24 protein-coding genes are annotated in these 24,434 nt (G+C 64.0%); 12 read left to right on the forward strand and 12 right to left on the reverse strand.

Translation table 11 applies throughout. From position 1 onward, the window contains the following. Nucleotides 1-40: 40 nt before the first annotated feature. Entirely contained in the window at nucleotides 41-2,236 is a 2,196-nt protein-coding gene (locus BTHE68_RS19760; protein ID WP_162068286.1) for a SulP family inorganic anion transporter, read from the reverse strand. A gap of 231 nt (nucleotides 2,237-2,467) precedes the next feature. On the opposite strand from BTHE68_RS19760, the gene BTHE68_RS19765 reads away from it, so the two are divergent. The 3 genes from BTHE68_RS19765 (at nucleotide 2,468) to BTHE68_RS19775 (ending at nucleotide 3,760) form a co-directional block, all read left to right on the forward strand. Beyond that, nucleotides 2,468-2,791 (forward strand): hypothetical protein, encoded by a 324-nt coding sequence (locus BTHE68_RS19765; protein WP_162067926.1) that lies wholly within the window; start codon nucleotides 2,468-2,470, stop codon nucleotides 2,789-2,791. After that, complete coding sequence (locus tag BTHE68_RS19770) at nucleotides 2,788-3,168, forward strand: VOC family protein (RefSeq protein WP_162067927.1); 381 nt, start codon at nucleotides 2,788-2,790, stop codon at nucleotides 3,166-3,168. Before BTHE68_RS19765 ends, BTHE68_RS19770 begins: the two co-directional genes overlap by 4 nt. Before the next feature lie 343 nt (nucleotides 3,169-3,511). Continuing rightward, nucleotides 3,512-3,760, forward strand: coding sequence for a hypothetical protein (locus tag BTHE68_RS19775; protein ID WP_162067928.1), 249 nt, complete (start codon nucleotides 3,512-3,514; stop codon nucleotides 3,758-3,760). Nucleotides 3,761-3,844: 84 nt separating this feature from the next. On the opposite strand, the gene BTHE68_RS19780 is transcribed toward BTHE68_RS19775, so the two are convergent. Together BTHE68_RS19780 and BTHE68_RS19785 are read right to left on the reverse strand one after the other, a co-directional pair. Further along, nucleotides 3,845-4,444 carry a DnaJ domain-containing protein gene (locus BTHE68_RS19780; RefSeq protein WP_162067929.1) on the reverse strand — a complete coding sequence of 200 codons (600 nt, stop codon included), beginning with the start codon at nucleotides 4,442-4,444 and terminating at the stop codon, nucleotides 3,845-3,847. An 88-nt stretch (nucleotides 4,445-4,532) separates the two neighbouring features. After that, a complete protein-coding gene (locus BTHE68_RS19785; RefSeq protein WP_197919679.1) occupies nucleotides 4,533-4,853 on the reverse strand; it encodes a hypothetical protein in 321 nt (106 codons plus the stop codon). 93 nt (nucleotides 4,854-4,946) lie between these two features. Between BTHE68_RS19785 and BTHE68_RS19790 the strand changes: the two genes are divergently transcribed. The 3 genes from BTHE68_RS19790 to BTHE68_RS19800 all read left to right on the forward strand — a co-directional run bounded on the left by BTHE68_RS19790 (nucleotide 4,947) and on the right by BTHE68_RS19800 (nucleotide 7,692). Beyond that, nucleotides 4,947-5,501 (forward strand): phosphonate degradation HD-domain oxygenase, encoded by a 555-nt coding sequence (locus BTHE68_RS19790; RefSeq protein ID WP_162067930.1) that lies wholly within the window; start codon nucleotides 4,947-4,949, stop codon nucleotides 5,499-5,501. Nucleotides 5,502-5,601: 100 nt separating this feature from the next. Next, nucleotides 5,602-7,011, forward strand: a complete 1,410-nt coding sequence (locus BTHE68_RS19795; protein WP_162067931.1) for an MFS transporter — start codon at nucleotides 5,602-5,604, stop codon at nucleotides 7,009-7,011. Nucleotides 7,012-7,116: 105 nt separating this feature from the next. Then, the gene (locus BTHE68_RS19800) at nucleotides 7,117-7,692 is read left to right on the forward strand and encodes a transglycosylase SLT domain-containing protein (protein WP_162067932.1); all 576 of its coding nucleotides are present in this window, start codon (nucleotides 7,117-7,119) and stop codon (nucleotides 7,690-7,692) included. 119 nt (nucleotides 7,693-7,811) lie between these two features. On the opposite strand, the gene BTHE68_RS19805 is transcribed toward BTHE68_RS19800, so the two are convergent. Then, nucleotides 7,812-8,156, reverse strand: a complete 345-nt coding sequence (locus BTHE68_RS19805; RefSeq protein WP_162067933.1) for a hypothetical protein — start codon at nucleotides 8,154-8,156, stop codon at nucleotides 7,812-7,814. A gap of 101 nt (nucleotides 8,157-8,257) precedes the next feature. Next, nucleotides 8,258-8,560, reverse strand: a complete 303-nt coding sequence (locus tag BTHE68_RS19810) for a hypothetical protein (protein WP_162067934.1) — start codon at nucleotides 8,558-8,560, stop codon at nucleotides 8,258-8,260. Nucleotides 8,561-8,949: 389 nt separating this feature from the next. Between BTHE68_RS19810 and BTHE68_RS19815 the strand changes: the two genes are divergently transcribed. Together BTHE68_RS19815 and BTHE68_RS19820 are read left to right on the forward strand one after the other, a co-directional pair. Further along, nucleotides 8,950-9,423, forward strand: a complete 474-nt coding sequence (locus BTHE68_RS19815; RefSeq protein WP_162067935.1) for a hypothetical protein — start codon at nucleotides 8,950-8,952, stop codon at nucleotides 9,421-9,423. Nucleotides 9,424-9,604: 181 nt separating this feature from the next. Next, nucleotides 9,605-10,108 carry an Mpo1 family 2-hydroxy fatty acid dioxygenase gene (locus BTHE68_RS19820; protein WP_162067936.1) on the forward strand — a complete coding sequence of 168 codons (504 nt, stop codon included), beginning with the start codon at nucleotides 9,605-9,607 and terminating at the stop codon, nucleotides 10,106-10,108. On the opposite strand, the gene rarD is transcribed toward BTHE68_RS19820, so the two are convergent. Continuing rightward, complete coding sequence (rarD, locus tag BTHE68_RS19825; protein ID WP_162067937.1) at nucleotides 10,109-11,083, reverse strand: EamA family transporter RarD; 975 nt, start codon at nucleotides 11,081-11,083, stop codon at nucleotides 10,109-10,111. It lies immediately after the preceding gene. 392 nt (nucleotides 11,084-11,475) lie between these two features. Between rarD and egtD the strand changes: the two genes are divergently transcribed. Further along, entirely contained in the window at nucleotides 11,476-12,444 is a 969-nt protein-coding gene (gene egtD / locus BTHE68_RS19830; RefSeq protein ID WP_162067938.1) for an L-histidine N(alpha)-methyltransferase, read from the forward strand. A gap of 1 nt (nucleotide 12,445) precedes the next feature. Here egtD and BTHE68_RS19835 read toward each other — a convergent pair whose 3' ends face one another. The 5 genes from BTHE68_RS19835 to BTHE68_RS19855 are packed head-to-tail and all read right to left on the reverse strand — an operon-like array spanning nucleotide 12,446 to nucleotide 18,526. Further along, complete coding sequence (locus BTHE68_RS19835; RefSeq protein ID WP_162067939.1) at nucleotides 12,446-12,742, reverse strand: acylphosphatase; 297 nt, start codon at nucleotides 12,740-12,742, stop codon at nucleotides 12,446-12,448. A 49-nt stretch (nucleotides 12,743-12,791) separates the two neighbouring features. Further along, nucleotides 12,792-13,931, reverse strand: coding sequence for a hybrid sensor histidine kinase/response regulator (locus BTHE68_RS19840; RefSeq protein ID WP_162067940.1), 1,140 nt, complete (start codon nucleotides 13,929-13,931; stop codon nucleotides 12,792-12,794). 22 nt (nucleotides 13,932-13,953) lie between these two features. Then, nucleotides 13,954-14,550: a chemotaxis protein CheB gene (locus tag BTHE68_RS19845; RefSeq protein WP_162067941.1), complete on the reverse strand. Its 597-nt coding sequence runs from the start codon at nucleotides 14,548-14,550 to the stop codon at nucleotides 13,954-13,956. Nucleotides 14,551-14,552: 2 nt separating this feature from the next. Further along, the gene (locus BTHE68_RS19850) at nucleotides 14,553-15,389 is read right to left on the reverse strand and encodes a CheR family methyltransferase (protein WP_162067942.1); all 837 of its coding nucleotides are present in this window, start codon (nucleotides 15,387-15,389) and stop codon (nucleotides 14,553-14,555) included. Nucleotides 15,390-15,406: 17 nt separating this feature from the next. Continuing rightward, complete coding sequence (locus BTHE68_RS19855; protein WP_162067943.1) at nucleotides 15,407-18,526, reverse strand: response regulator; 3,120 nt, start codon at nucleotides 18,524-18,526, stop codon at nucleotides 15,407-15,409. 173 nt (nucleotides 18,527-18,699) lie between these two features. Here BTHE68_RS19855 and hpnA point away from each other — a divergent pair, with 173 nt between their 5' ends. The 3 genes from hpnA to BTHE68_RS19870 all read left to right on the forward strand — a co-directional run bounded on the left by hpnA (nucleotide 18,700) and on the right by BTHE68_RS19870 (nucleotide 22,931). Next, a complete protein-coding gene (hpnA, locus tag BTHE68_RS19860; protein WP_061175019.1) occupies nucleotides 18,700-19,710 on the forward strand; it encodes a hopanoid-associated sugar epimerase in 1,011 nt (336 codons plus the stop codon). 244 nt (nucleotides 19,711-19,954) lie between these two features. Continuing rightward, complete coding sequence (locus BTHE68_RS19865) at nucleotides 19,955-22,201, forward strand: NADP-dependent isocitrate dehydrogenase (RefSeq protein ID WP_162067944.1); 2,247 nt, start codon at nucleotides 19,955-19,957, stop codon at nucleotides 22,199-22,201. Nucleotides 22,202-22,400: 199 nt separating this feature from the next. After that, nucleotides 22,401-22,931, forward strand: coding sequence for a hypothetical protein (locus BTHE68_RS19870; protein WP_162067945.1), 531 nt, complete (start codon nucleotides 22,401-22,403; stop codon nucleotides 22,929-22,931). A 14-nt stretch (nucleotides 22,932-22,945) separates the two neighbouring features. On the opposite strand, the gene BTHE68_RS19875 is transcribed toward BTHE68_RS19870, so the two are convergent. Next, on the reverse strand, nucleotides 22,946-24,148 hold the full coding sequence (locus BTHE68_RS19875) for a glycosyltransferase (protein ID WP_162067946.1): 1,203 nt from the start codon (nucleotides 24,146-24,148) through the stop codon (nucleotides 22,946-22,948). Between the last annotated feature and the right edge of the window lie 286 nt (nucleotides 24,149-24,434).

A 24,434-nucleotide genomic window follows, 5' to 3' on the forward strand; every position in this document is an offset into this window, starting at 1 on the left:
CGCACGCACGCCGGGCACGCATCGCTCGCCGGATGCGTGCTCACGATGCCGCGCGCAACGCCTCGTCCGCGACGGCAAGACGCGAGGCCATCATCTTCACGACGAAGCGATGCCATTCCTGCGCGGTCAACGGGTCATCGAGTTCGAGCGTGCGCAGGCCCGCGAGCGTGAGACGCCGCAGGCGCGCGGGTTCATCGGCGACGACATCCGCGCTGCGCGGCGCGTTCGTATAAACCGCCATCTCGCCGATGATCGTCCCTGGGCCGAATGAGCGCAGCCGCACCGAGCGCCCGTCCGCAAGCGGCAGCGACACGGTCACGCGCCCTGCCTCGACGATATAGAGCGCATCGCCCGCGTCGCCGCGCCGAAACAGCGCTTCGCCCGCGCCGATGTCGCACAAATCGAGCAGACCGGCCAGCCCTTCGAGCGCGCGCGCCGTGAAATGCGGCGCGAGCATCGCGCGAAAATCGCCGGCTGGCACGCACGGTTCGGGCGCGCGCGTCAACGCGGCAAGCTGCTGCGCCTCGATCCATTCGAGGCCCGCATCGAGCGTGTCGAACTCGCGCAGGCCGAGCGAGAGCGCGCCGGTGCGCGTGAGCAGCGCGCGCGAGTTGCGCGGCAACGCGGTCAGCACGAGATCCGCGCCGATCGCCCCGCACGCCTGACGCAGCTTCACAAACGCGAGCGACACCGACGCGTCCATGCCGTTGGTCCACGCGAAATCGAGCACGACATAGCGCACCGGACGCGGCCCATGCGAGCGAATGCGCTCGCGGATGCGCTGCAGCATCGAATTCGCCGAGCCGAAGAACAGAAAACCCTGCAGGCATACGCCGCAGATCTCGTCGCCGCGATCGATCAGAAGCCGCGTTTCCTCGATGCTGCGCTCGACATTCGAAGTGCGCGTGCGGCCGTCGAACTCCATACGCACGCAGCCGGCGCGGCCATAGAGCAGCGCGAACGTGACGCACGCCGCGACCACGCCCGCGACGACGCCGGCAATCACGCCATAGAACGCGATCACCGCGAGAATCAGCGGCACGAGCAGATATTCATGCCACGTGAGCTTGCGATACGCGCCGACGAGCCAGTCCATCATGAGCCGCAGACCCATGTAAATCTGCATGCCGACGAGCACGGGCACCGGAAAGAGCGACACGAGATCGGGCGACGCGATCAGCACGAACAGGCACGCGAGCGCGGCGAACACGCCCGCGGCGCGGCTCGTCGCTCCAGCGCGCGCGTTGAGCATCGAGCGGTTATACGACTGATAGCCGACCATGCCGCCGAACAGACCGCTCGCGATATTCGCGAGGCCCGCGGCGCGCATCTCGCGATTCAGATCGATGTCCTGTCCGGTCGCCGCGCCCATCGCGGTCGAGTTCATGATGATCGTGATCGCCGATACCGACGTGACGATGAGCGTCTCGGGCAGGTGCGCGACGATCGCGCGCCAGTCGATCTCGCCATGCGCCAGCGACGACGGCAGATGCAGCTCCGGAATGTGCAGCGCGTGCATCGGCACATGCTGGAGCAGAAGGCCCATGTTGCGGGCATCGTCGGGCGAGATGCCGGCGACGCGCAAGAGCACATAGAAGAGCACGATGCCGATGACGAGCGTGATCGGCAACGCGGCCGAATGCCGCCAGGTGCGCGCGAGGATCGTCGCAAGCGCGCCGACGAAAAGCGCGGGCGCCCACGCGAGCCAGTGCAGTTGCACGAGCCGCGGCAGCGTGTGCCAGTCGAGCGCGACGCCCGTCAGTACGCGAAACGCGCCCGCGATCAGCAGATAACCCGTGCCCGCGAGAAAGCCGCCCATCACCGGATACGGCAGGAATTGCAGAGAGCGGCTGCGCTTGGACGAACCGATCGCGAAGAGAATCAGCCCCGTCACGAGCGAGCACAACGCGATGGCGACGAGCACCGTCAGCAGGATCACGGTAGGCGTGCCGCCGTTCGCGCGCACGCTGCTCGCGACGCCCGCCGCGACGCCGACGAGAAACGCGGTCGCGTTGCTGTCCGGCCCGCCGATGTTCATGCGCATCGAACTCGTCAGCGCGATGACGAACGCCGTGACGATGCAGCTGACGAGCGCGGTGGGTACGCCGAGTTCGGCATAGCGCGCGAGGTCGGCGCTGAAGATGAGCGTGCCGAGGCTCATCGCGTAGCACAGCATGACGAGCGTGGAGACGGTGCCCGCGGTGATGTCGCCGACGAGCGCGGCCGCGCGCGGCATGGCGCGCGCGAGGACCGTGCGATGTGGCGTGGCTGGCTTCACGGCGCCTCCCGAAGCGGGGAAACGGCTGACGGATGCGCTCGCGCGCGAGTGCGCGCAAAGTATCCGTCGCGCGCGAAGACGATGTCAATTCTCCGCTTACATCCTACGTGAGCGCGCACCGCGGTGGATTCATCGCGGCAACAGGAGTAACGTTGTCGAGCGAGCGAACATGACTCCAAGGAGGCGATCATGCCCGACGATCCCGCTCAATGGCACGTCTTCGATTACGAAGGGTTCGAGATACACGTGCTGCCGCAGTTGAAACCGACGCCCGAGCATGCGCCGCAAAGCAAAGTGGACCGCTATGTGTATATCGGTCATGTGTGCAGGCCCGGCGCGAACGCGAATATGCCGGGTGAAGCGGTGCACTTTCATGCCGACGGCGAGGACGCCTACAAGTCCGCGCAGGACGCCGTGGACGACGCGCGGCATATCGGCAAGAGCATCGTCGATGGCACGCATCCGGATCTTTCGGTGCTGCCGCTCGTGTCGCATCACCATCATCCGGGATGAGCGAACCACAACCCGGCGACAGCGACGCGCACGTCGAAAGCCTGAGCGCGATCACGCTCGCGACTCACGACATGTCGCGCGCGGTGCGCTTTTATGAGGCGCTTGGTTTTCGCACGCTGTATGGCGGCGCGAACGAGGCGTTTACGTCGTTCGCGCTCGGAAACTCGTTTCTCAATCTCACCAGCGAGACGCACGGCCCGATCCGGTTCTGGGGCCGCGTCATCATCTACGTGTCCGATGTGGACGCGTTCTATCGGAAGGCGCTGGCGCACGGCATCGCGCCGCAATTCGCGCCACGCGATGCGCCGTGGCACGAGCGCTACTTCCATCTCACCGATCCCGATGGTCACGAACTGAGCTTCGCGCGCCCGCTTTGATCCGCGCGACGCGGGCACGATGTTCGCTTGGATGTCAGTGACGGGTAACGTACGCATCGGCCATTTGATATGAACGATCGCGCACATACCCGCGCAGCACGTTGGATGACGATGAATCCATGGCGTTACGGGTTTTGCATGAACGGGGTGCAGCAGAAGGGCGCGCGAAAGCTCACTGTTGCTATTTCGCAAAAACGGGCACGGCTCACGGATTCAAGGCGTAGAGTTAAAGTGCTTTGTCAAGAACGTGATGCGTTGCGGCAGGGGTTTCATCGATCGGGCGTTAAACATCGGCGAATTCGGCCGATAACCCGATCATGAATGCTGCATGCAGGAGACTGAAATGAAATGCGCGAATGAGCGGTCCCTTCGTTACCAGGTCGAAAAATGGCTCGCGCCGGGCAGCATGCCCGTGCATGTGAGGCAGTTCAGCCGCACGCGTTCCGACAGGCGTCGCTATGTGTGTGTCGAAGCCCTGCACGGGGCGGCGTCGAGAGCACTGTTCTTCTTCCGTCACGACGACGGACACTGGTGTGTCTACCCGCCCGCGCCGAAGCAAAGCAATATGCGCAGCGAAAGACTTGCAGCCTGACTGATCGCTTTTACCTGATTCGATTTTTGGTTTTTCGCCGCCCCGCTCATAAAACAGGGTGTTCCTCGCGAATGCAGTCAATAATCAGAAACGCAAATTGTTGAGGAACTGAAACCACATCGCGCCGAGCGGATTAGAAGCGTCGGCGGTGGCGGCTTCCTTCTCTTCCTTCTTGTCGTTGCCACGTGCCTCGACTTCTTCTTCCGGCTCTTCTTTTCGTTCTTCTCTTGCCTGACGCGATTCATGCAGCGCGATCGCGCTGTCCGCGATCTGCCGCGCGGTGGGTTCGTCGCACGACGCGCCGAGCAGCACGCCGAACACGACATCGCGATTATGTCCTTGCGAGGCGAAACGCATCGCGAGCGACACGCGCTCCGCATAGAGCGCCTCACGTGCCTCACGTTCCTTTGCTTCGCGCGCCTCGCGCTCCGCTTCTTCCTGACGCACGCGCTCCTGCCAGCGGCCCATCTCTTCGGCATAGATGCGGTCGTAGACCCCGCGCTGGGCCGGGTCGGAGAGGATGGCGTAGGCTTCCTTGATTTCCTGGAACTTCGCGCGTGCGGCGTCTTCGTTGCCCGCGTTGCGGTCCGGATGGCAGCGCATCGCGGCCTTGCGATACGCGCGTTTGATTTCTTCTTCCGTGGCGTGCTCGTTCACGCCGAGCGTTTCGTATAGCGTTGCCATCTTGCGTTCGGTGGATACGGGTCGACCAGGCATCGTAACACGCGAAAAACGGGGTCTCTTCGCGCGATGCGGCATTGCAACACGGACATCATCGGCCGGTGATCGTGCGCGCGGCCGTGCTGCCGAGCGTGTCGAAGACGGCGCGCGCCGGCTTCAGATAGCGCGCGATATGAAGGCGGATATTGATCACCGCCAGCACGAAGATCGCGAGCGTGATCAGCAGATAATCGCGCCGTTCGGGCACGATCTGATAGCGCGTATGCAGCAGCACGAACACGATCCACACGAACGCCGGCGCGTGCACGCTCCAGTGCCGTTGCGCGAAATACCACGCGATGCGGCGCACGTCGCGCCGTGACGCGCGATCGAGTCCGGCGAGGGCGGGATGACGGGTGAAGAACAGAGGCATCGGAACGAATCCTTGCGCGCGCGGCCATCATCGCGTCATGAAGGCCTGCGAGAATCGCGCGTTTTCACGTCATCAGCATACCCTTTCCATACGATGGCCCTTTCTCTCGACGACATCCGGCATCTCTTCGATCAGCACGGCTCGATCGCCTATAGCGGCGAGCCGGTGACGCAGTTGCAGCATGCGCTGCAAAGCGCGACGCTCGCCGAGCAGGCAGGCGCAAGCCGCGAACTCATCGTCGCCGCGTTGCTGCACGACCTCGGGCATTTGCTGAACCTGCAGGGCGCAACGCCGACCGAACGCGGCGTCGATGATCTGCATCAGTACTTCGCGCTGCCGTTCCTGCGCCCGCTATTTTCCTCCGCCGTGCTCGAACCGATTCGCCTGCATGTCGATGCGAAGCGCTGCCTGTGCGCGATCGATCCGTCGTATCACGCGCGGCTATCGGCGGATTCGGTACGCAGCCTGCGCCTGCAGGGCGGCATGTTCGACGATGAAGCCGCGCGAGCCTTTCTCGCCAAGCCCTACGCGCAGGACGCCATCGCGTTGCGACGCTGGGACGACGAAGCGAAAGACGCGCAGCGCGTCACGCCCGGGCTGGCCTATTTCATGGAGATGGCGGCAAGCGTCGCGCTCACGCGTGCCTGAGCGCGCACGCGCTGTATCGCGCTAGACTGTGCGCCATGCAACCATCCCCATTTCAGCACGCCTTGCAGCAAGCCTTCAGCACCCGAGCGAGCGCGGCATCGTGAAAGGCGGCAACTTCCGGATCACCGCCGCCGTCATAGCCAGCGCGCTCTTCATGCAGAACATGGACGGCACGATCGTCGCGACCGCCATCCCGACGATGGCCCGCGATCTTCAGGTCGATCCGGTCCATCTTTCCAGCGCGATCACCGCGTATCTCGTCGCGCTGACCGTGTTCATTCCCGCGAGCGGCTGGGTGGCCGACCGCTTCGGCGCGCGCCGCGTGTTCATGTGGGCGATCGCCACGTTCACGCTCGCGTCCGTCGCGTGCGCCGCCGCGATGAACCTGCCGCAATTGCTGGCGGCGCGCGTCGTGCAAGGTCTCGGCGGCGCGATGATGGTGCCCGTCGGCCGCCTGATCCTGTTTCGCGGCGTCAAGCGCGAAGAACTCCTGCAGGCGACGACCTGGCTCACGATGCCCGCGCTCGTCGGTCCCCTGCTCGGTCCGCCGCTCGGCGGCTTTCTCACCGACGCGCTCTCGTGGCGCAGCATCTTCTGGGTCAACGTGCCGGTGGGCATCGTGGGCCTGCTGCTCACGTGGAAGCTGCTGCCGCCATCGCCGATCGAGGATCGCACGCCGCCCGATCTGCAAGGGATGCTGCTGTCGGGCGCATCGCTCAGTCTGTTCATGATCGGCATCGAGAGCGCGGGGCGTGGCGTGCTGCCGGTGGGCGTGCCGTGGATCTGCGTCGCCGTCGGCCTGCTGCTTTTTCGCGTGACGGTGCGGCATTGCCGGCGCGTGTCGAATCCGGCCATCGACTTCTCGCTGCTCTCGATTCCCACGTTCCACGCCGCGACCGTCGCGGGCAGCCTGTTTCGCGCCGGCGCGGGCGCGCTGCCCTTTCTCGTGCCGCTCACGCTGCAAACCGGTTTCGGCTATAGCGCGACCGCGAGCGGCCTCGTCACTTTCGCGAGCGCGCTCGGCTCGTTCTGCATGCGCCCGATGACCGCGCTCGCGTTGCGGCGCTTCTCGGTACGCACGGTTTTATGCGCAGGCAGCGTGGTGTTCGCGGCTGTCCTGCTCGTCTGCTCGACGATGTCGCAGGCCTGGCCCGCCGCCGCGATCTTCGTGCTCCTGCTGCTCGGCGGACTCGGGCGCTCGCTCAGTTTCGCGACGATGGGCGCGCTCGCCTTCGCCGATGTGCCCAAGCCGCGTCTTGCCGCCGCCACGTCGTTTCAGGGCACGGCGCAGCAACTGATGAAGGCGGTCGGCGTGACGGTCGCGGCCGGCACGATCCAGGCGACCATGCTCGTTTCCGGCAGCGCGCATACAGAGCGCTGGCAGCTCGCGTGCGGTTTTATCGTGACGGCGCTCGTCGTTCTGGCCTCGCTGCCGATGTTCCTGCGCCTTTCAGAAGAGGCGGGTGAAGGAATTTCCGCTCCCTCGGCGAAACGCGCCGAGCGCACGTAAATCGTTCCGATTTTCGAAACGAAACATCATATTTAAGACAAGTGTATGATCCACAAGGATTTTTTCTGCGGCTATAATGCGATTCCGCTTTGATCCGTCCAACCGATGCGCCGTTTCCTCGTCATCCTTGCCGCCCTCTCAGTCACGCTGAGCGCCTCACACGGCGCGCTCGCGCAGGAGAATCCGCTCGCCGCAAGCGATGTCGCGGCGCAGTCCACCGCCGAGCAAGACCCGAAGATCCAGCAGGCAAGCCACAAGATTTCGGAAGTTCTCACGCGCAAATTCGGCGTGGCGCGCGAAAAGGCTCAGACGATCGCAACGGCGGTCATGTCGTCGGCGTCCAAATATTCGCTTCCTCCAGCGCTACTGCTCGCCATCATCTCGATCGAATCGCGCTTCAAGGAAACGGCCAAAGGGCCGAACAATGCCACCGGGCTGATGCAGGTCGTGCCGTCTGCGCACAAGCGGCTCGTGCGCAACGTGGATCTGACCGATCCGGAAGACAACATCGAAACCGGCTCGGCCATCCTGCACGGCTATATGAAATCCGCCCAGGGCGACCTCGATGCCGCGCTGAAGAGCTACGGCGGCTCGCGCGCCTATGCCGAGAAGGTCAGCTTGCGCGCGAAAGCGTTCGAACCGGCAGCATCGGTCGATGCCGCATCGGCGAACGGTCAGTAACAGTCAGTTTTCTCTTTCTCTTTCTCTTTCGAAGTAATATCGCGCGCCGCTGCTCGGCGGATGCCGCAATCGCGTCCGGACGACGCGGCGATCGCACCTGATTGCGCGCTGGCGCCGAATCAATAGCCCTTCTGCGTACCTGTGCCCTTCGACGGCGTGCCGCCCGAATTCATGTTGCCGTTGTTCGGCGCGCTGCGCTGAATCGTGTTTTGATCCTGGCTCATGCCGTTGGTGGCATCGTTGCCCATGCCACTCTTCGCGCCGGTGCCGGCTGTGCCGTCCGACGAGCCGCCCATTCCAGTGCCGCTCATGCCGACGCCGCCGCCCTTGCCCGCCGCCGCCGAGCCGGAACCGGACGAGCCATTGCCGCCCCCGCCCATCGAGCCGCCTGCTTGCGCATAAGCGCCGCCCGACAAGCCCAGCACGAGCGCGGAAATCACCAGCTTCTTCGTAGTCGCGTTCATCGCAAGTCTCCAGAGTTTGCGTATCGGTCGCGGCGCATTCGACGCAGCGATTCCGTACACATCAGCGCAAACGACGTGCCGCGTCTTCGTTGCCTGGGCGATCAATAGCAGGGCACGTAGGCGCCGCGATAGTTGTCGTAGCAGTAGCCGGGCGGCTGTGCGGGTTGCGTGTAGACCGGCTGCGCGTACGCGGGTTGTTGATAGACGGGCTGCGCATAGGTCGGCTGGGCACTGGCGACCGATGTCACCAGCGCGCCCAGCACCGCGCCGCCGATCAGCGCCCCGACGATCGCACCGCCATCGCCGCCGCCGCCATGATGACCGCCGCCATGCCCATGCGCCGACGCCTGGCCCGCCACCGTCAAACTACCGATCATCAACAAGACAAGTGCTGCGCGTTTCATGAGCTTCTCCATTTCCCGTTTGGCCGGGTTTATGGAAGTCATCTTAAGCAGACAGCTAAGAAATAACTGCAGCAGTTGGTAACTGCACATTTCAACGATTACAAATACGCGGATGAATTCTCTTCGGATGCCGAAGTTTATGGAAGACGTTACAAATCGAATTGAATTCGCACAACGGTAACAACTTTCCGATCGATCCCGGTAAAGCAATTCGCCGGCACAAGCCACGCCAGCCGCTTTTACCGCACGCCGTTTCATTTGCTCGCCACTGGTTACTGTTTGTCACCAGAAGACTGTCAACTACATCGACGGACTAGGCGTTTTCATCGTCAACGCGGCGCACTGCGCGCCACGTGTCCTCAAAGAAAAGATCAAGGGAGTTTCAAACCATGAAGAAGATCGTCGCTGCTCTCGCATCCGCCATGCTCGTTTCCACCGTATTCGCGCAAACCGCCGCAACCGATGCCGGCAGAGCGCAACTGAAGGCAAACAACGAAAAAGCCGAGGCTCAGGCGACCGCCAACAAGAAGAAGGCCGATGCGCAGCACGATGCCGCCAAGGCACAGGCGTCGGCGAACGAGGACAAGGCATCGGCGCAAGCCGACGCCAACAAGGAAGCCGCGAAGGTAGCGCAGGCGACCACGCCGGAACAGGCTTCCGACGCTCGCGGTGATGCCGCCAAGGCACAGGCGAAAGCCGACAAGAAGAAACACGCTGCACAGACGAAGGCCAACAAGAAGAAGCAGGACGCAGCGAAGGATGCCAACGTGGCGCAAGCAAAGGCCGATAAGGAAAAAGTCGAGGCGCAAAGCGACGCTAACAAGACGGCCGCCGATGCGAAGGTGGACGCGGCTAAGAAGTAAGGGAGGCCGTCACCATCGCATCGCGCACTGGGCATTGCATATCGATAAAACCAGTGCGTTCGATTCGGGCGAGCCTTCGGGCTCGCTTTTTTGCATTCGACTAAAGGAAATGCTCTACTTGCCGATGTCGCCGCGCGGCTTATCATTCGTGAAATAAAAGAACACGAAGGAGACGCCCGACATGCGCACGCTGACCGATCAGTTGTCGCAATACGCCGCTTATCACCGCGACAGGCGCAATATCGCCACGCACTTCGTCGGCATTCCGCTCATCGTGCTCGCGATCGCCGCATTGCTGAGCCGTCCCGCATGGCCCGTGTTGTCGGGTGCGTTTCTGCTCACGCCCGCCTGGGTTTTGTTCGCGCTCGCCACGCTCTACTATCTCTGGCTCGATGTGCCGCTCGGCATCGCAATGGGCATCGTCTCCGCGTCGAGTGCGGCGTTCGGGCAATGGGCCGCGTCGCAAGGCACATCGATATGGCTGGCAATCGGCGTCGGCATGTTCGTGATCGGCTGGGTGTTTCAGTTCATCGGGCATGTGCGCTATGAACATCGCAAGCCCGCGTTCGTCGACGATATCGTCGGACTCTTGATCGGACCGCTCTTCATTCTCGTCGAGCTGATGTTCGGGCTCGGCCTGATGCGCGATCTGCACGACGCCATCGAAACGCGCAGCGCGCGCTGATCAGTCGACGCGCTCGATTTCCTCCGCGACGGTTTCATGCTCGACACTCGCGTGATGCTCGCTCATCGGCAATGCCTTCTTGCGCGAGCGCTCGCGCATCAGAAGACGCGCGCTATGCACACCCGTCAACACGACGGCGATCCAGATCGGCACATACGTACCGAGTTGCCGCATCGAAAACGGCTCGCCGAGCAGCAGCACGGCCACGCCGACGAGCAGCACCGGCTCGACATAACCGAGTATGCCGAAGAGCGCGATCGGCAGATGACGGCTCGCGCGCAGATACGACGCCAGCGCGATCGTGCTCAACGCGCCGAGACCGACAAGCAGCAAGCCGAGCTGCGGCGAGCCGGCGACATCCGCGAACGAGCCGCGCACGATCAGCATGATCACGGCGACGGGCGCGATCAACATGATCTCCACGGCGAACGACACGAGCGGATCGGTGTTGAGCTTGCGGCGCAACACGAAATACGGCGGATAGCCCAGCATCACGACGAGCGTCGGCCAGGCGAACGCATGCGTGACGACGAGCTCATGCGCGACACCCACGGCCGCCGCGACGACGCCCGCCCACTGGAAAGCATCGAGGCGCTCGCCGTAATGGAAACGTCCGAGCAGCACCATCGCGAGGGGCAAAAGGAAATAGCCCAGCGATACTTCGAGCGCGCGCCCGTGCAGCGGCGCCCAGAGAAAGATCCACAGTTGCACGCCGAGCAACGCGGCGGCGGCGGCGAACGCCAGCAGCAAATGCGGCGTTTTGGCGAGCCTCGAAACGAGGGCGCATAATTGCGGCCAGCGCTTTCGCACCGCGACGAGCGCAAGCGCGCCGGGCAATGTCCACACGATGCGCCATGCGAAGATGTCGAGCCCGTCGAGTGGCGCGAGCCATTTCGTATAGCCCGACATGAGCGCGAAAAGCGCCGAAGCGCCGACGGACAGCGCGATGCCGCGCGCGAGGTCATGCTGATTCATCAAGGGTGGCGCTCTGCGCGGAAGGTGAATGCAAGCCGAATGAAACGGGACGTCGCATTCTAAACGCCGCGCGCGGGCCTTTTTCAAAACCTGCTTCAAACACGAACCGGCGGGCGCGCCCGCTTCTTGCTAAACAAAGGCTTCGCATTTCGGCATGAACTTCGCCGCGTGAACCTGGCACCATGAGCGCCGTCTCACGCGACTGTCTTTAGCCGGTCATGATGATCGGCGACCCTTGGCGGTCCGGCCCATGGCTCCGGTCCGTTTTCCACAGTCCCGAGCGGCATTGCGCACGAACCCGCCGCTCACGTCATTGCATCCGCAGCAACACGCGCCGTGCCATCGCCTTTGAAGATCGCACGCGAAGAAAACGCCGCTTCGATGGAGACGTCATGACTCAACCCGCCTTGTCGCCCCGCTTTGCCAACGCCTTCGCGGAGGCCGTGTACACAGGACTCAGCAAACGTCCGCAAAAAGAATTGCCCTCGATGTATCTGTATGACGAAGTGGGCTCTGCCCTCTTCGAAGTGATCACCGCGCTGCCCGAATACGGTGTCACGCGCGCCGAAGAGCGCGTGCTGAAGGATCACGCCACCGATATCGTCGCGGCCATGCCGGGCGAGATTCAGGTCGCCGAACTCGGCAGCGGCAGCGGCCGCAAGACGCGCCGCATTCTCGAGGCGCTGTGCAAAAAGCAGCCCACGGCTTACCATCCGATTGAAATTTCTCGCACCGCGCTGCAGTTGTGCCGGCGCGAACTGAGCGATATCGAGCGCGTGTCGATCGTCGGGCATGAACGCGATTACCTCGCGGGATTGTCGGAAGTCAGCTCGAAGCGCAAGGAAGGCGAAAGACTGCTCGTGCTGTTTCTCGGCAGCACCATCGGCAATTTCGCGCGGCTCGCGGCCACCAAGTTCCTGCGCTCGATCCGCGGCATGCTCCAGCCCGGCGATGCGCTATTGCTCGGCACCGATCTCATCAAGCCGCTGCCGGTCCTGATCGCCGCGTATGACGATCCGATCGGCGTCACGGCCGCGTTCAATCTGAATATGCTCGCGCGGATCAATCGCGAACTCGGCGGCGACTTTCCGCTCGATGCCTTCGAACACGTCGCGCGCTTCAACCCCGATGCGCGCAGCATCGAAATGCATTTGCGTGCGAAGCGCGCGGTTTCCGTGCGCGTGCGCGGCGCGGACCTGCGCGTCGAGTTCCGCGAAGGCGAGACGATCTGGACGGAAAGCAGCCACAAGTATGCGGCCGATGAAGTCGCGCCGATCGCCGCCGATGCGGGCTTCGAATGCACGCATCAGTGGCGCGACGAGGAATGGCAGTTTGCGGAGAGTCTGCTGGTGGCGAAGTGACTTAGTGCTGCTCGAAGCGCTCATACCGCTTCTCGACGTAACGCTCTTCGCTATGAAAATCGGTGACGCGGGCATGCGGCGGCCCGCGTCGCAGCCATTCGAGCATCAAATCGACCTGATTGGCCGCGCCCTGCACGATCGCTTCGACGGAGCCGTCGTCGAGATTGGCGACCCAGCCGCGCACACCGAGCGCGTGCGCCTTTCTGACCGTGTAATGCCTGAAGCCGACGCCCTGCACGACGCCGCGCACGCGCACGTAATAGGTTTCGATTCTGGTATCCAGATCCGGGCCTGGCATCGCGCTTTCTCCTCTCAGAAGTTCATACGGCGCATTGTAGACACGCTCGTCAACTCAGGCGGAACGGCTGCGCCATGTCGGCGCGCTCGCCCGAGCGCGGATGCGGCACGCGCGGCAGCGTGACTTCGAACACCGTGCCGGAATCGGCCGCCGAGCGCACGGCGACGTCGCCGCCGTGCATCTGCGCGATCTCGCGCGTGATGTAAAGCCCGAGCCCGAGACCGCTCGATTCGTGCTGGCGTCGGCCGGAGCGATACGGCGCGAAGATCGTCGGCAGGACCTCGGCGGGAATCTCGCCGGCATTCTGCACATTGATGGTCACATCGTCCGCGTTGCCGTCGAGCCGCACCTGGATCGCCGAGCCTTCGAGCCCGTGCTGCAACGCATTGCCGATGAGGTTCGAGAACACCTGCGAAAGCAGGTCGCCGTCGCCCTGCAAGAGCGTATCGCCCTGGCGCAGCACGAAGATGCGCCCTTTGCCGACGCGCGCCTCGTATTCATCGACGATATTCTTCGCGAGCGTCATCAACTCCACCGCGCGCGGCTGCAAGGTCACGCGGCCGCCGCGCAGACGCGCGAGGTTCAGCAACTGATCGACCATCCGCACCATTCGCATGCCGCTCGATTTGATGCGCGTGCCGATATTCGCGACGTTCTCGTCCGGCACGAAGCGCGCGAGATATTCCGCCGATGCGATCACCGCCGACAGCGGCGTGCGCAGATCGTGGCCGAGCACGGCCATCAACATCTCGTTCGCGTCGAGCAGTTGCTGCACGGTCGCAAGCTGCGTCGCGAGCTGCTGCTTCTGACGCTCCATCTGAATGAACACATCGACCTTCGAGTTCAGGATGCGCGAATCGAATGGCTTGTAGAGGAAATCCACCGCGCCCGCTTCGTAGCCGCGGAACGTGCGGCTCGCGTCCTGCGCGGTCGCCGTGAGAAAGATGATCGGCACGTGCGCGGTGCGCGGGCTGCCGCGCATCAGTTCGGCGAGTTCGAACCCGTCCATGCCGGGCATGTTGACGTCGAGAATCGCCAGCGCGACTTCGTGCTTGAGCAGCAGCTCGAGCGCGGCCGGCCCCGATTCGGCCTTCAGCACCGACAGATCCGGCCGCGCGAGCGACGCTTCGAGCGCGGTGATGTTGTTGCGGATGTCGTCGACGATCAGCACGTGGATGGGTTGCGTCATCTGGTGACTCCTTGCCTTCTTGTCATGGCTGACGCCCGATGCATTGCGATAGCCGCATCGCCATGTCGTCCAGCGTCAGTACTTCGTTCACTGCGCCTTGCGCGATTGCTGCGAGCGGCATCGCGGGCGCCGGGGCCGTCGCCGGGTCCTGCGCCCAGCACGCGCCGCCCGCGTCGCGGATCGCGCGTGCGCCGCGCGCGCCGTCGTCGTTCGCGCCCGACAGCACGATGCCGAGCAGCCGCGCGCCGTAGGCATGCGCCGCCGATTCGAACAGCACGTCCACCGATGGCCGCGAGAAGCGCACCGGAGGATCGACGGACAGCGCGATCGCCGGCGCCGCGCCGTCTTCCGACTCGACCAGCATGTGATAGCCCGGCGGCGCGAAATACACGGTGCCCGGCGCGATTTCGTCCTTGTCGAACGGCTCCTCGATGACGAGCTCGCAGCGCGTCGCGAACAAGCCCGGCAGCAGGCTCGGCTGCCCTTGCCGCACATGCACGACGACCAGCACCGGCGGCGCGAAGGTCTTCGGCAACGCGGGCAGCAACTGATTGAGCGCCTCGACGCCGCCCGCCGATGCGCCGATCACGACTGCCCCGATGCGGTCCGCGTCGAACATCGTCACACCCTCTGATAGAGCCGCTCGCGCGCATTGAAGTCCGCGAAACGGTCGGCGTAGGTGGAAAAGCGCAGGCTCTCCTTGCTGCCGAGGCCGAGAAAGCCGCGCCGCACGAGCGAATCACTGAACAGGCCGAGCGCGCGATCCTGCAGCGCGCGATCGAAATAGATCAGCACGTTGCGGCACGACACCAGATGCGCTTCGAGAAATACGCTGTCCGTCGCGAGACTATGATCCGCGAACACCACGCGCGACTTGAGCGTCTGCGAGAACTTCGCCGCGCCGTAGGCCGCGTGATAGTAGTCCGACAGCGAGCGCTTGCCGCCCGCCGCCAGATAGTTCTGGCTGAAGCCCGCCATCCGCTCCAGCGGATAGATGCCGCTCTCGGCCAGCCGCAACGCTTCGGCGTTGATGTCGGTCGCGTAGAACACCGTGCGCTCCGCGATCTTCTCTTCCGCGAACAGCACCGCGAGCGACCACAATTCCTCGCCGCTGCTGCATCCCGCGACCCACACCTTGATCGACGGATACGTCTGCAGAATTGGCACCACCTGCTCGCGGATCGCGCGGAAATACTGCGGGTCGCGAAACATCTCGCTCACCTGCACGGTGAGGTACTGAAAGAGCCGTGCGAACAACGCCGGGTCGCGCAGGATGCGCTCCTGCAAGTGCGAAAGCGTCGGCACGCTGAAGTCCTGCACGGCCTGCGCGAGCCTGCGCCTCAGCGAACTCACGGAATAGTGCCGGAAGTCGTGCTGATAGCGCAGGTAGATCGCTTCCAGAATCAGCTTCAGCTCGATGTCGAACGTCGCTTCTTCGTCGTGTCTGCCTTCGTTCATCTGAGAAATGGCTCCGTTCATCGCTGGCGCAGCCATACGCGGCACAGCGAGACGAGCTTATCCACGTCGATGGGCTTGGATATGTAATCGTCCGCACCCGCTTCGAGACATTTCTGGCGATCGCTCGGCATCGCCTTCGCCGTCAGCGCGATGATCGGCAGACGCGCAAATTCCGTGCGCTTGCGGATTTCGCTCATCGCGGTGAGGCCGTCCATCTCGGGCATCATCACGTCCATCAGCACGAGGTCGATATCGCCGCGGCGCGCGAGCGCTTCGAGCGCTTCCCGCCCGTTGCGCGCGATTTCGAGCGTCGCGCCGAGCGGCTCGATCACGCGCGAGAGCGCGAAGATATTGCGCACGTCGTCTTCGGCGAGCAGGATCGTGCGGCCTTCGAATACGTCGTCGCGCTGACGCGCCGCGCGCAGCATGCGTTGCTGCTCCGGCGGCAACGCGCTCTCGACGCTGTGCAGGAACAGCGTCACTTCGTCGAGCAGGCGCTCCGGCGATTTCGCTCCCTTGATGATGATCGATTTCGAGTAGCGGCGCAGGCGCTGCTCCTCTTCCTGCGACAACAATCGCCCCGTATAGACGATGACCGGCGGCGACGCCTGCCCGCTGCCCGTCGACACGCGTTCGAGCAGGTCGTAGCCGGAGCCGTCGGGCAGCGCGAGATCCATCACCACGCAATCGAACGGCGCGCGCTGCATTTCCTCGATGGCCTCGGCGATCGATCCCGCCTCCACGATGCCGACCGTCTCGCTCGCGAGCAGCGCGTGAATGCTCTGGCGCAGCGCCGGATCGTCCTCGACGACGAGCACGCGGCGCATGCCCTGCGCCGAGCGCGCTTCGAGCTTGCGGATCGCGTGGGCCAGTTCCTCGCGCGCGCTCGGCTTGAGCGTGTAGCCGATCGCACCGAGATGGAGCGCGACATCGGCGTGATCGGTCGCGGAAACGATGTGAATCGGAATGTGGCGCGTGAGCGGATCGTGCTTGAGCCATTCGAGCACCGTGAGGCCCGACTGATCCGGCAAGCCGATGTCGAGCAGGATGCCGTTCGGCTGCAGCGAGCGCGCGAGTTCGACGCCCTGCGTGGCGGTGGCCGCGTGCACGCAGTCGAAGTCGAGTTCGTGGGCGAGATCGTAGAGAATGCGTACGAAGGTCTGATCGTCCTCGATGACGAGGATCACGCGATCCGGGCGCTTGCGGTCGGCGCGATCGTCGACGATGGCGATCGGCTCGGGCATCACGACGGGCGCCTGCACTGGCAACGGCTGCACCGGCTGCACCGTCGCGGGCGCGGGCTCGCTCGGCGCAACGATCGTGTCGAGCTTCGCGGTGACGGTGCCTTCGCGCGCGGCGATCGGCAGCGTCACCGAAAACACGCTGCCCTGCCCCAGTTCGCTCGACACCGACACCGAGCCGCCGAGCAGGCGAGAAAATTCGCGCGAAATCGACAGCCCGAGCCCGCTGCCGCCGTATTTGCGGCTCGTCGTGCCGTCGGCCTGCTGGAACGCCTGAAAGATCATGTCCTGCTTTTCGCGCGCGATGCCGATGCCCGTGTCGCGCACCTCGAAGCGCAGCGCGCTTTCGCTCGCGCGTTCGACCGCGACCGTCACGCGCCCGCGCTCGGTGAACTTGAACGCGTTCGACAGCAGGTTGCGCAGCACCTGCAACAACCGCTGGCTGTCGGTGACGAAGTACTGCGGCACGTTCTCGCCGCGCCCGGTGACGAATTCGACGCCCTTGCTGCCGGCGACGGGCGCGAAGGAATGCTGCAGCGTCTGCAGAATCGAATCGACGGAAGTGGGCGCGAACTGCACGTCCATCTGTCCCGCCTCGACCTTCGACAGATCGAGAATGTCGTTGATGAGCGAAAGCAGATCGCTGTTCGACGAGTGGATCGTTGCCGCGTAACGCACCTGTTCGTCGGTCAGGTTGCCTTGCTTGTTGTCCTGCAGGAGCTTGGCGAGAATCAGCGAGCTATTGAGCGGCGTGCGCAGTTCGTGCGACATGTTCGCGAGGAACTCGGACTTGTACTGGCTCGCGCGTTCCATTTCCAGTGCGTTCGCGGTCAGTTCCTGTTGCGCCTGCAGAAGCTCGGCCTTCTGGCGTTCGAGATGCTGCGTGTGCTCTTCGAGCTGGACATTGGTCTGTTCGAGTTCGGCCTGCTGCTGTTCGAGACGCGCCTGCGAATCCTGCAACGCGCGGCCGCGCTCCTCCAGTTCCTCGTTCGACACGCGCAGTTCTTCCTGCTGCACCTGCAATTCCTCGCTCTGCCGCTGCGTTTCTTCGAGCAATTCGACCAGCCGCGCGCGATAACGTGCCGATCGTATCGCCATGCCGACCGGCTCCGACGCCATTTCGAGCAGCGCGCGGGCATCGTCGAAACGTCCTTCGCCGCCGACGAAACCGACTTCGATGGCGCCCGCGACTTCGCCATCGGCAAAAAGCGGCGCGATCACCACGCGCGACGCCGCCGCCGAGCCGAGCGCGGAACCGGTTTTCAGATAATGCGACGAAGCGTCGCGCAGTTCGAGCACGCGCTCATCGGCGACAGCCTGGCCGACGAGCCCCTCGCCGCGCGCGATCCGGCGCGGCGCGCTGTCTTCGTCGGGCAGCGCCCACGCCGCGACGCGCACGAGCGCATCGCCGTCGAGCGCGTAGACGACGCCCACTTTCGCGTTCACGTAGGGAATGATCGAACGCAGGATGCTCACGCCGATCGAAGCCGGAGACTGCTCGCCACGCAATTTGACGGCGAGCTGCATGATGCCCTGCTGCAACCAGGTCGTGCGTTGTACGGCGAGCCGCGATTTGATATATAGATGCGCCACCGCCGCGAGCACGAGCAGCACGACGATGCCCATCGCGCGATTGACCTGCAGCACTTCGCGGCTGGCGGTCGGGTCCACCGCTGCGAATGCGTATCCTGCGATCATCAGCAGGGCCGACGCGCCCGCGGTGACGATCGGCACCGCGGGCCGGTCGACCCACACGCAGAGCACGACCGGCAGCACGTAGAAGACCCAGATCGCGACGCGCATCGGCGTGAGCACATCGATGCAGAACACGACGGCAAGCGTGATCGCGATGGCAAGGTAGATCCAGGCAGTCAGGTTTCGAGTGTCTTGAGGCATCGTTGACCGGTTATGTTCATGTTTTGCGCGGGCCCCGCGCCGGCAGCAGGCACGGACCTTAGCATGAGCCGCAAGTCCTTGTCACATCGGGCTTCGCGGCCGATCGGCGCATGCTTTCCCGCGCGGCAGTTGTTACGAAAGACCGCCGCGCCAGCGTTTTCAACGAGGTAAGAATGACTGATTTTTCCGGCTCTCGCGTGCTCGTCACGGGCGCCTCGGGATTTGTCGGGTCCGCGGTTGCGCGGCTCGCCATCGAACGCGGTTTCGACGTGCGCGTGCTCGTGCGCAAGACCAGCCCACGCAAGAACGTCGAATCGCTGAATGCGGAAATCGTCGTCGGCGACATGCGCGACGAGGCATCGATGCGCGCGGCGCTCAAGGGCGTGCGCTTTCTTTTTCACGTCGCCGCCGATTACCGCATCTGGGCGCCCGACCCGAGTGAGATCGAGCGCGCCAATCTCGACGGCACCGAAGCGACCATGCGCGCGGCGTTGGCCGAAGGCGTCGAACGCATCGTGTATACCAGCAGTGTCGCGACCTTGAAGGTGACGAGTTCGGGCGCGATCGTCGACGAGACGAAGCCCTCGGACGCGGCGAGCACGATCGGCGCGTACAAGCGCAGCAAGGTGCTGGCCGAGCGCGCCGTCGAGCGCATGGTCGCGCAGAACGCGCTGCCGGCGGTGATCGTCAATCCGTCGACGCCGATCGGCCCGCGCGACGTGCGCCCGACGCCGACCGGGCGCATCATCGTCGAAGCGGCGACGGGCAAGATCCCCGCGTTCGTCGATACGGGCCTCAATCTCGTGCACGTCGACGATGTCGCGAACGGGCACTTTCTGGCGCTGGAACGCGGCAAGATCGGCGAGCGGTATATCCTCGGCGGGGAGAACCTGCCCTTGCAGCAGATGCTCGCGGATATCGCCGGGTTCGTCGGCCGCAAGCCGCCGACCATCAGGCTGCCGCGCGGGCCGCTCTATCCGGTGGCGCTCGGCGCGGAACTCGTCGCCAAACTGACCGGCAAGGAGCCGATGGTCACGCGCGACGCATTGCGGATGTCGAAGAACAAGATGTACTTCACGTCGGCAAAGGCGCAGCGGGAACTCGGCTACAGCGCGCGGCCGTACGCGCAAGGGCTGAAGGACGCGCTCGACTGGTTTCGGGCGAACGGCTATCTCGCTGCATGAAACACGAAATCATTTCGTGAAACGTTCCGGCAGGCGTAACGGCGCGCAAATCGCCAACTCTTGTATAAGACTTGAAAAAAGTTAAGTCATTGATCTAGCAAGGAAAACGCCAGTTTTGTCCGTTCGCGCGCCGCTAAATTCACACGCGCGAACCGCAAAATCAGGCAGAATAGCGGTTTGTTGCCGGAAGGGCGATTGAGGCCGGCGGTTTTTTCCAACCTGTTTTCGGATGTCGAGACAAGCGATGAGTAATCAGCAACCCACCATCATCTACACCCTGACCGACGAAGCTCCGCTGCTCGCGACCAGCGCCTTTCTGCCGATCATCCGTACCTTCACCGCGCCGGCGGGCGTCAACGTCACGACGAGCGACATCTCGGTTGCCGCGCGCATCCTGGGCGAATTCCCCGAATACCTGACCGACGCGCAAAAGGTCCCCGACAACCTCGCCGAGCTCGGCCGCCTCACGCAGCTCGACGACACCAACATCATCAAGCTGCCGAACATCAGCGCGTCGCTGCATCAGCTGACGAGCGCGATCAAGGAACTGCAGTCGAAGGGCTACAAGCTGCCCGACTATCCCGAAGAGCCGAAGAACGACGAAGAGCAGGCCATTCGCGCGCGCTACGGCAAGTGCCTCGGCTCGGCCGTGAACCCGGTTCTGCGCGAAGGCAACTCGGACCGCCGCGCGCCGCTCGCCGTCAAGAACTACGCGAAGAAGCATCCGCACAGCATGGGCGAGTGGAGCATGGCCTCGCGCACGCACGTCGCGCACATGAAGCACGGCGACTTCTATCACGGCGAAAAGTCCGTCACGAACGATAAAGCGCGCGAAGTGCGTATGGAACTCGTCACGAAGCGCGGCGAGACCATCGTGCTGAAGCCGAAGGTCAAGCTGCAGGATGGCGAGATCGTCGACAGCATGTTCATGAGCAAGAAGGCGCTGGTCGAGTTCTACGAAGAACAGATGCAGGACGCGTTCGACACCGGCGTGATGCTGTCGCTGCACGTGAAGGCGACCATGATGAAGGTCTCGCACCCGATCGTCTTCGGTCACGCCGTGAAGGTGTTCTACAAGGACGCGTTCGCCAAGCACGCGAAGCTCTTCGAGGAACTCGGCATCAACGTGAACAATGGTCTCGTCGACCTGTACACGAAGATCGAGGCGCTGCCGGAATCGCAGCGCGACGAAGTCATCCGCGACATGCACGCCTGCCACGAAAAGCGCCCGGCGATGGCGATGGTCGATTCGGCCAAGGGCATCTCGAACCTGCACGCGCCGAACGACGTGATCGTCGATGCCTCCATGCCCGCGATGATCCGCGCCGGCGGCAAGATGTGGGGCGCCGATGGCCGTCCGCAAGACACGAAGTGCCTGATCCCGGAAAGCACGTTCGCGCGCATCTATCAGGAAATCATCAATTTCTGCAAGACCAACGGCGCGTTCGACCCGAAGACCATGGGCACGGTGCCGAACGTCGGCCTGATGGCGCAGAAGGCCGAAGAGTACGGCTCGCACGACAAGACCTTCGAAATCGCGGAAGACGGCACGGCGCGCATCGTCGATAACGCGACGAACGAAGCCATCGAAGGGCTGACGCAGGAAGTCGAGAAGGGCGACATCTGGCGCATGTGCCTCGTGAAGGACGCGCCGATCCGCGACTGGGTGAAGCTCGCCGTCACGCGCGTGAAGAACTCGGGCACGCCGGCGGTGTTCTGGCTCGACCCGTATCGTCCGCACGAAGCCGAACTGATCAAGAAGGTCGAGACCTACCTGAAGGACTACGACACCCGTGGCCTGGACATCCAGATCATGTCGCAGGTGCGCGCGATGCGTTACACGCTGGAGCGCGTGATTCGCGGCATGGACACGATCTCGGCCACCGGCAACATCCTGCGCGACTACCTCACCGACCTGTTCCCGATCATGGAACTCGGCACGAGCGCGAAGATGCTGTCGATCGTTCCGCTGATGGCGGGGGGCGGTCTGTACGAGACGGGCGCGGGCGGCTCGGCGCCGAAGCACGTGCAGCAGCTCGTGCAGGAAAACCATCTGCGCTGGGATTCGCTCGGCGAATTCCTCGCGCTGGCGGTGTCGCTGGAAGAGCTCGGCATCAAGAACGACAACGCGCGTGCGAAGCTCGTCGCGAAGGCGCTGGATTCGGCCACCGGCAAGCTGCTCGACAACAACAAGAGCCCGTCGCCGAAAACCGGTCAGCTCGACAATCGCGGCAGCCAGTTCTATCTCGCGATGTACTGGGCGCAGGAACTCGCGTCGCAGACGGAAGACCGCGAACTCGCCGCGCTGTTCGCGCCGCTCGCGAAGACGCTTGCGGAGAACGAGCAGAAGATCGTCGACGAACTCGCCGCCGTGCAGGGCAATGCGGCGGATATCGGCGGCTACTACAAGCCGGACGAAGCGAAGCTCGAAGCGGTGATGCGTCCGAGCAAGACGCTCAACGCCGCGCTGTCGGAAGTGCGCGCGAAGTAAGGCAGGACGGGCGCGTGATGCGCGCCCTGCGAACCGGCATCTCTTCGGAGATGCCGGTTTTGTTTTTTTGAGCCGACGAAAAACTGTCGTGTAATCCGCACGTTCGGTGCAATTGGTTACAACCTGTGCCGACCTCGCCAAATTCGAGCGGGTAGAATCGTTGCCTCGCCGCCCAGTTGCCAGACACAGACACACTCGCATGAATCTACAAGACCAGCTCGGCGCGCTGGAGTCGAGCCTCGATACGCTCCTCCAGACCGCTGCCGCATCTGACCGATCATCTGTCGAATCGAACGAAACCGTTGTTGCGTCGAATCAGGCGTCGCCTGACGAACCGCCCGCATTGGGCGGCGCGCGTGAGCCGGACGATTTCACCGCGCCCGCCGAACCGCCGGGCCTGAACGAACCGCCCACGCTCGTCGTGTCACGCCCGGAGCGCGATGCGATCGAAATGACGATCGCGGGCAAGACGGTGAAACTGAGTCCGGAAGGCGTGTCGGAATTGATCGAGGAATTGTCGAACGTGCGCGCGTCGATGTCGCCGGAGCAGCCGGCGGGAATCGCGCCGGGATGGCGCTTCGCGGCCACCAAGGATCCGGTCATGGCGACGCAGAAGTACCCGAATGGCGACCGTCTGCTGATCCTGCGTCATAGCGGGCACGGGTGGGTGCCGTTTTCGTTCTCGCCGAACATGGTCATCGAGCTGTATGCCATGTTGACGAAGAAGTAAGCGCAGTTCGCGACTTACGAACCTTCCTGCCCCGGCGCCTGCACCCGCGCCTTCCACTGTCCGCCCTTCCCGCTCCAGTAACGCACCGCCGAACCGATCGTCGCGCTGACATAGAACAACGCAACGAGCGGCAGAAGCGGCGCCCACAACAGCGATCTGCGGTAGTAACGCAGCATCGGCCCATAGGCGATGCACATGAACGCCCAAGCGGCGCACGCGGGCCAGGTGCGCGCGCCGAACGCCAACGCGAAGACCGGCGGCACGAGATAGATCAGCACCATGCCGAGCACGGTCCCGGCGAGCAGCAGCGGCGAATAGCGCAATTGCGTGAAGGCCGTGCGCGCGATCATGTTCCAGACATCGCGCCAGCTATCGTAGGGACGCAGGGATTCGCTGCGTTCGGCGAGATCGAGGCGGATCGGACGCGCGCCGCTGCGGCCCGCGCGATGCTTGATGCGCGCGGCGAGACTGCAATCGTCGATCAGTTCCTGGCGGATCGATTCGATACCGCCCGCCTCCACGAGCGCCGAGCGGCGCACCAGCATACAGCCGCCGGCCGCGCCGGCGGTCGGCTTCTTCACATCGTTGACCCAGGCGAACGGATAAAGCTTCGCGAAGAAAAACACGAACGCGGGAATCAGCGCCTTTTCCCAGAGGGAGTCGCAGCGCAGACGCACCATCAGCGACACCAGATCGCGGTCTTCGAGAATCGTGCGCGCGACGAGTTGGGTCGCGGCATCGGCGGGATGGTAGATGTCCGCATCGGTCAGCAGCAGGAATTCGGCGGGCAGGCCGAGCGAATCGATCGCGCCGATGCCTTGCGACTGCGCCCACACCTTGCCCGACCAGCCCGGCGGCAGTGGCTGCGCGGTCAGCACGGTCAGACGGTCTTCGAGGCCGAGGTCGCGGGCGGCGGCGAGCGCGACGCTGGCGGTGCCGTCGGTGCTGTGGTCGTCGACGACGACCACGTGGAACGCGCCCGCGTAATCCTGCTTCAGCAGCGAACCGACCGCGCGCCCGATCACATCCGCCTCATTGCGCGCGGGCACGACGGCCACGAGCGCCGGCCACGCGCCGCGCCGCGCGATCTCGGCGCTGCCGACAGCGTGGATCGTCGTATCGGAAAGCGCCGGCGCGGGCTCCGCGCGCCAGAAGCCGCCGCGCGCCAGCAACAGCACGATCCAGATCAAGAATGACAGCCAGGCGATCAATAGCATGAAATAAACGAATAGCGTGTGAACATTAGCGTGGCCGGACGGCGCGCGCGGCGTTTCAGGCGACTCCGGCGTTGCGCAAAAAATACACAGCCCGCACGGCGCGCGGAATCCTTCCAGAACGAGGCCAGGCGTGCCCGCGCGGCGCAAGTCTCGCCAGCACGCGGCCCTGAGCGTCCGACAGTTTACTGGGTTCTGAAAATCGCCGTATTTCGCGCTGCGGGCCGTTTCGCGGACTGAAGCAGGCATTGAGCACCCAAAAAGGGAACGCGTTAGAATACGCGGTCAA

It is taken from the genome of Burkholderia sp. THE68, assembly GCF_009938265.1.
Lineage (GTDB): Bacteria > Pseudomonadota > Gammaproteobacteria > Burkholderiales > Burkholderiaceae > Caballeronia.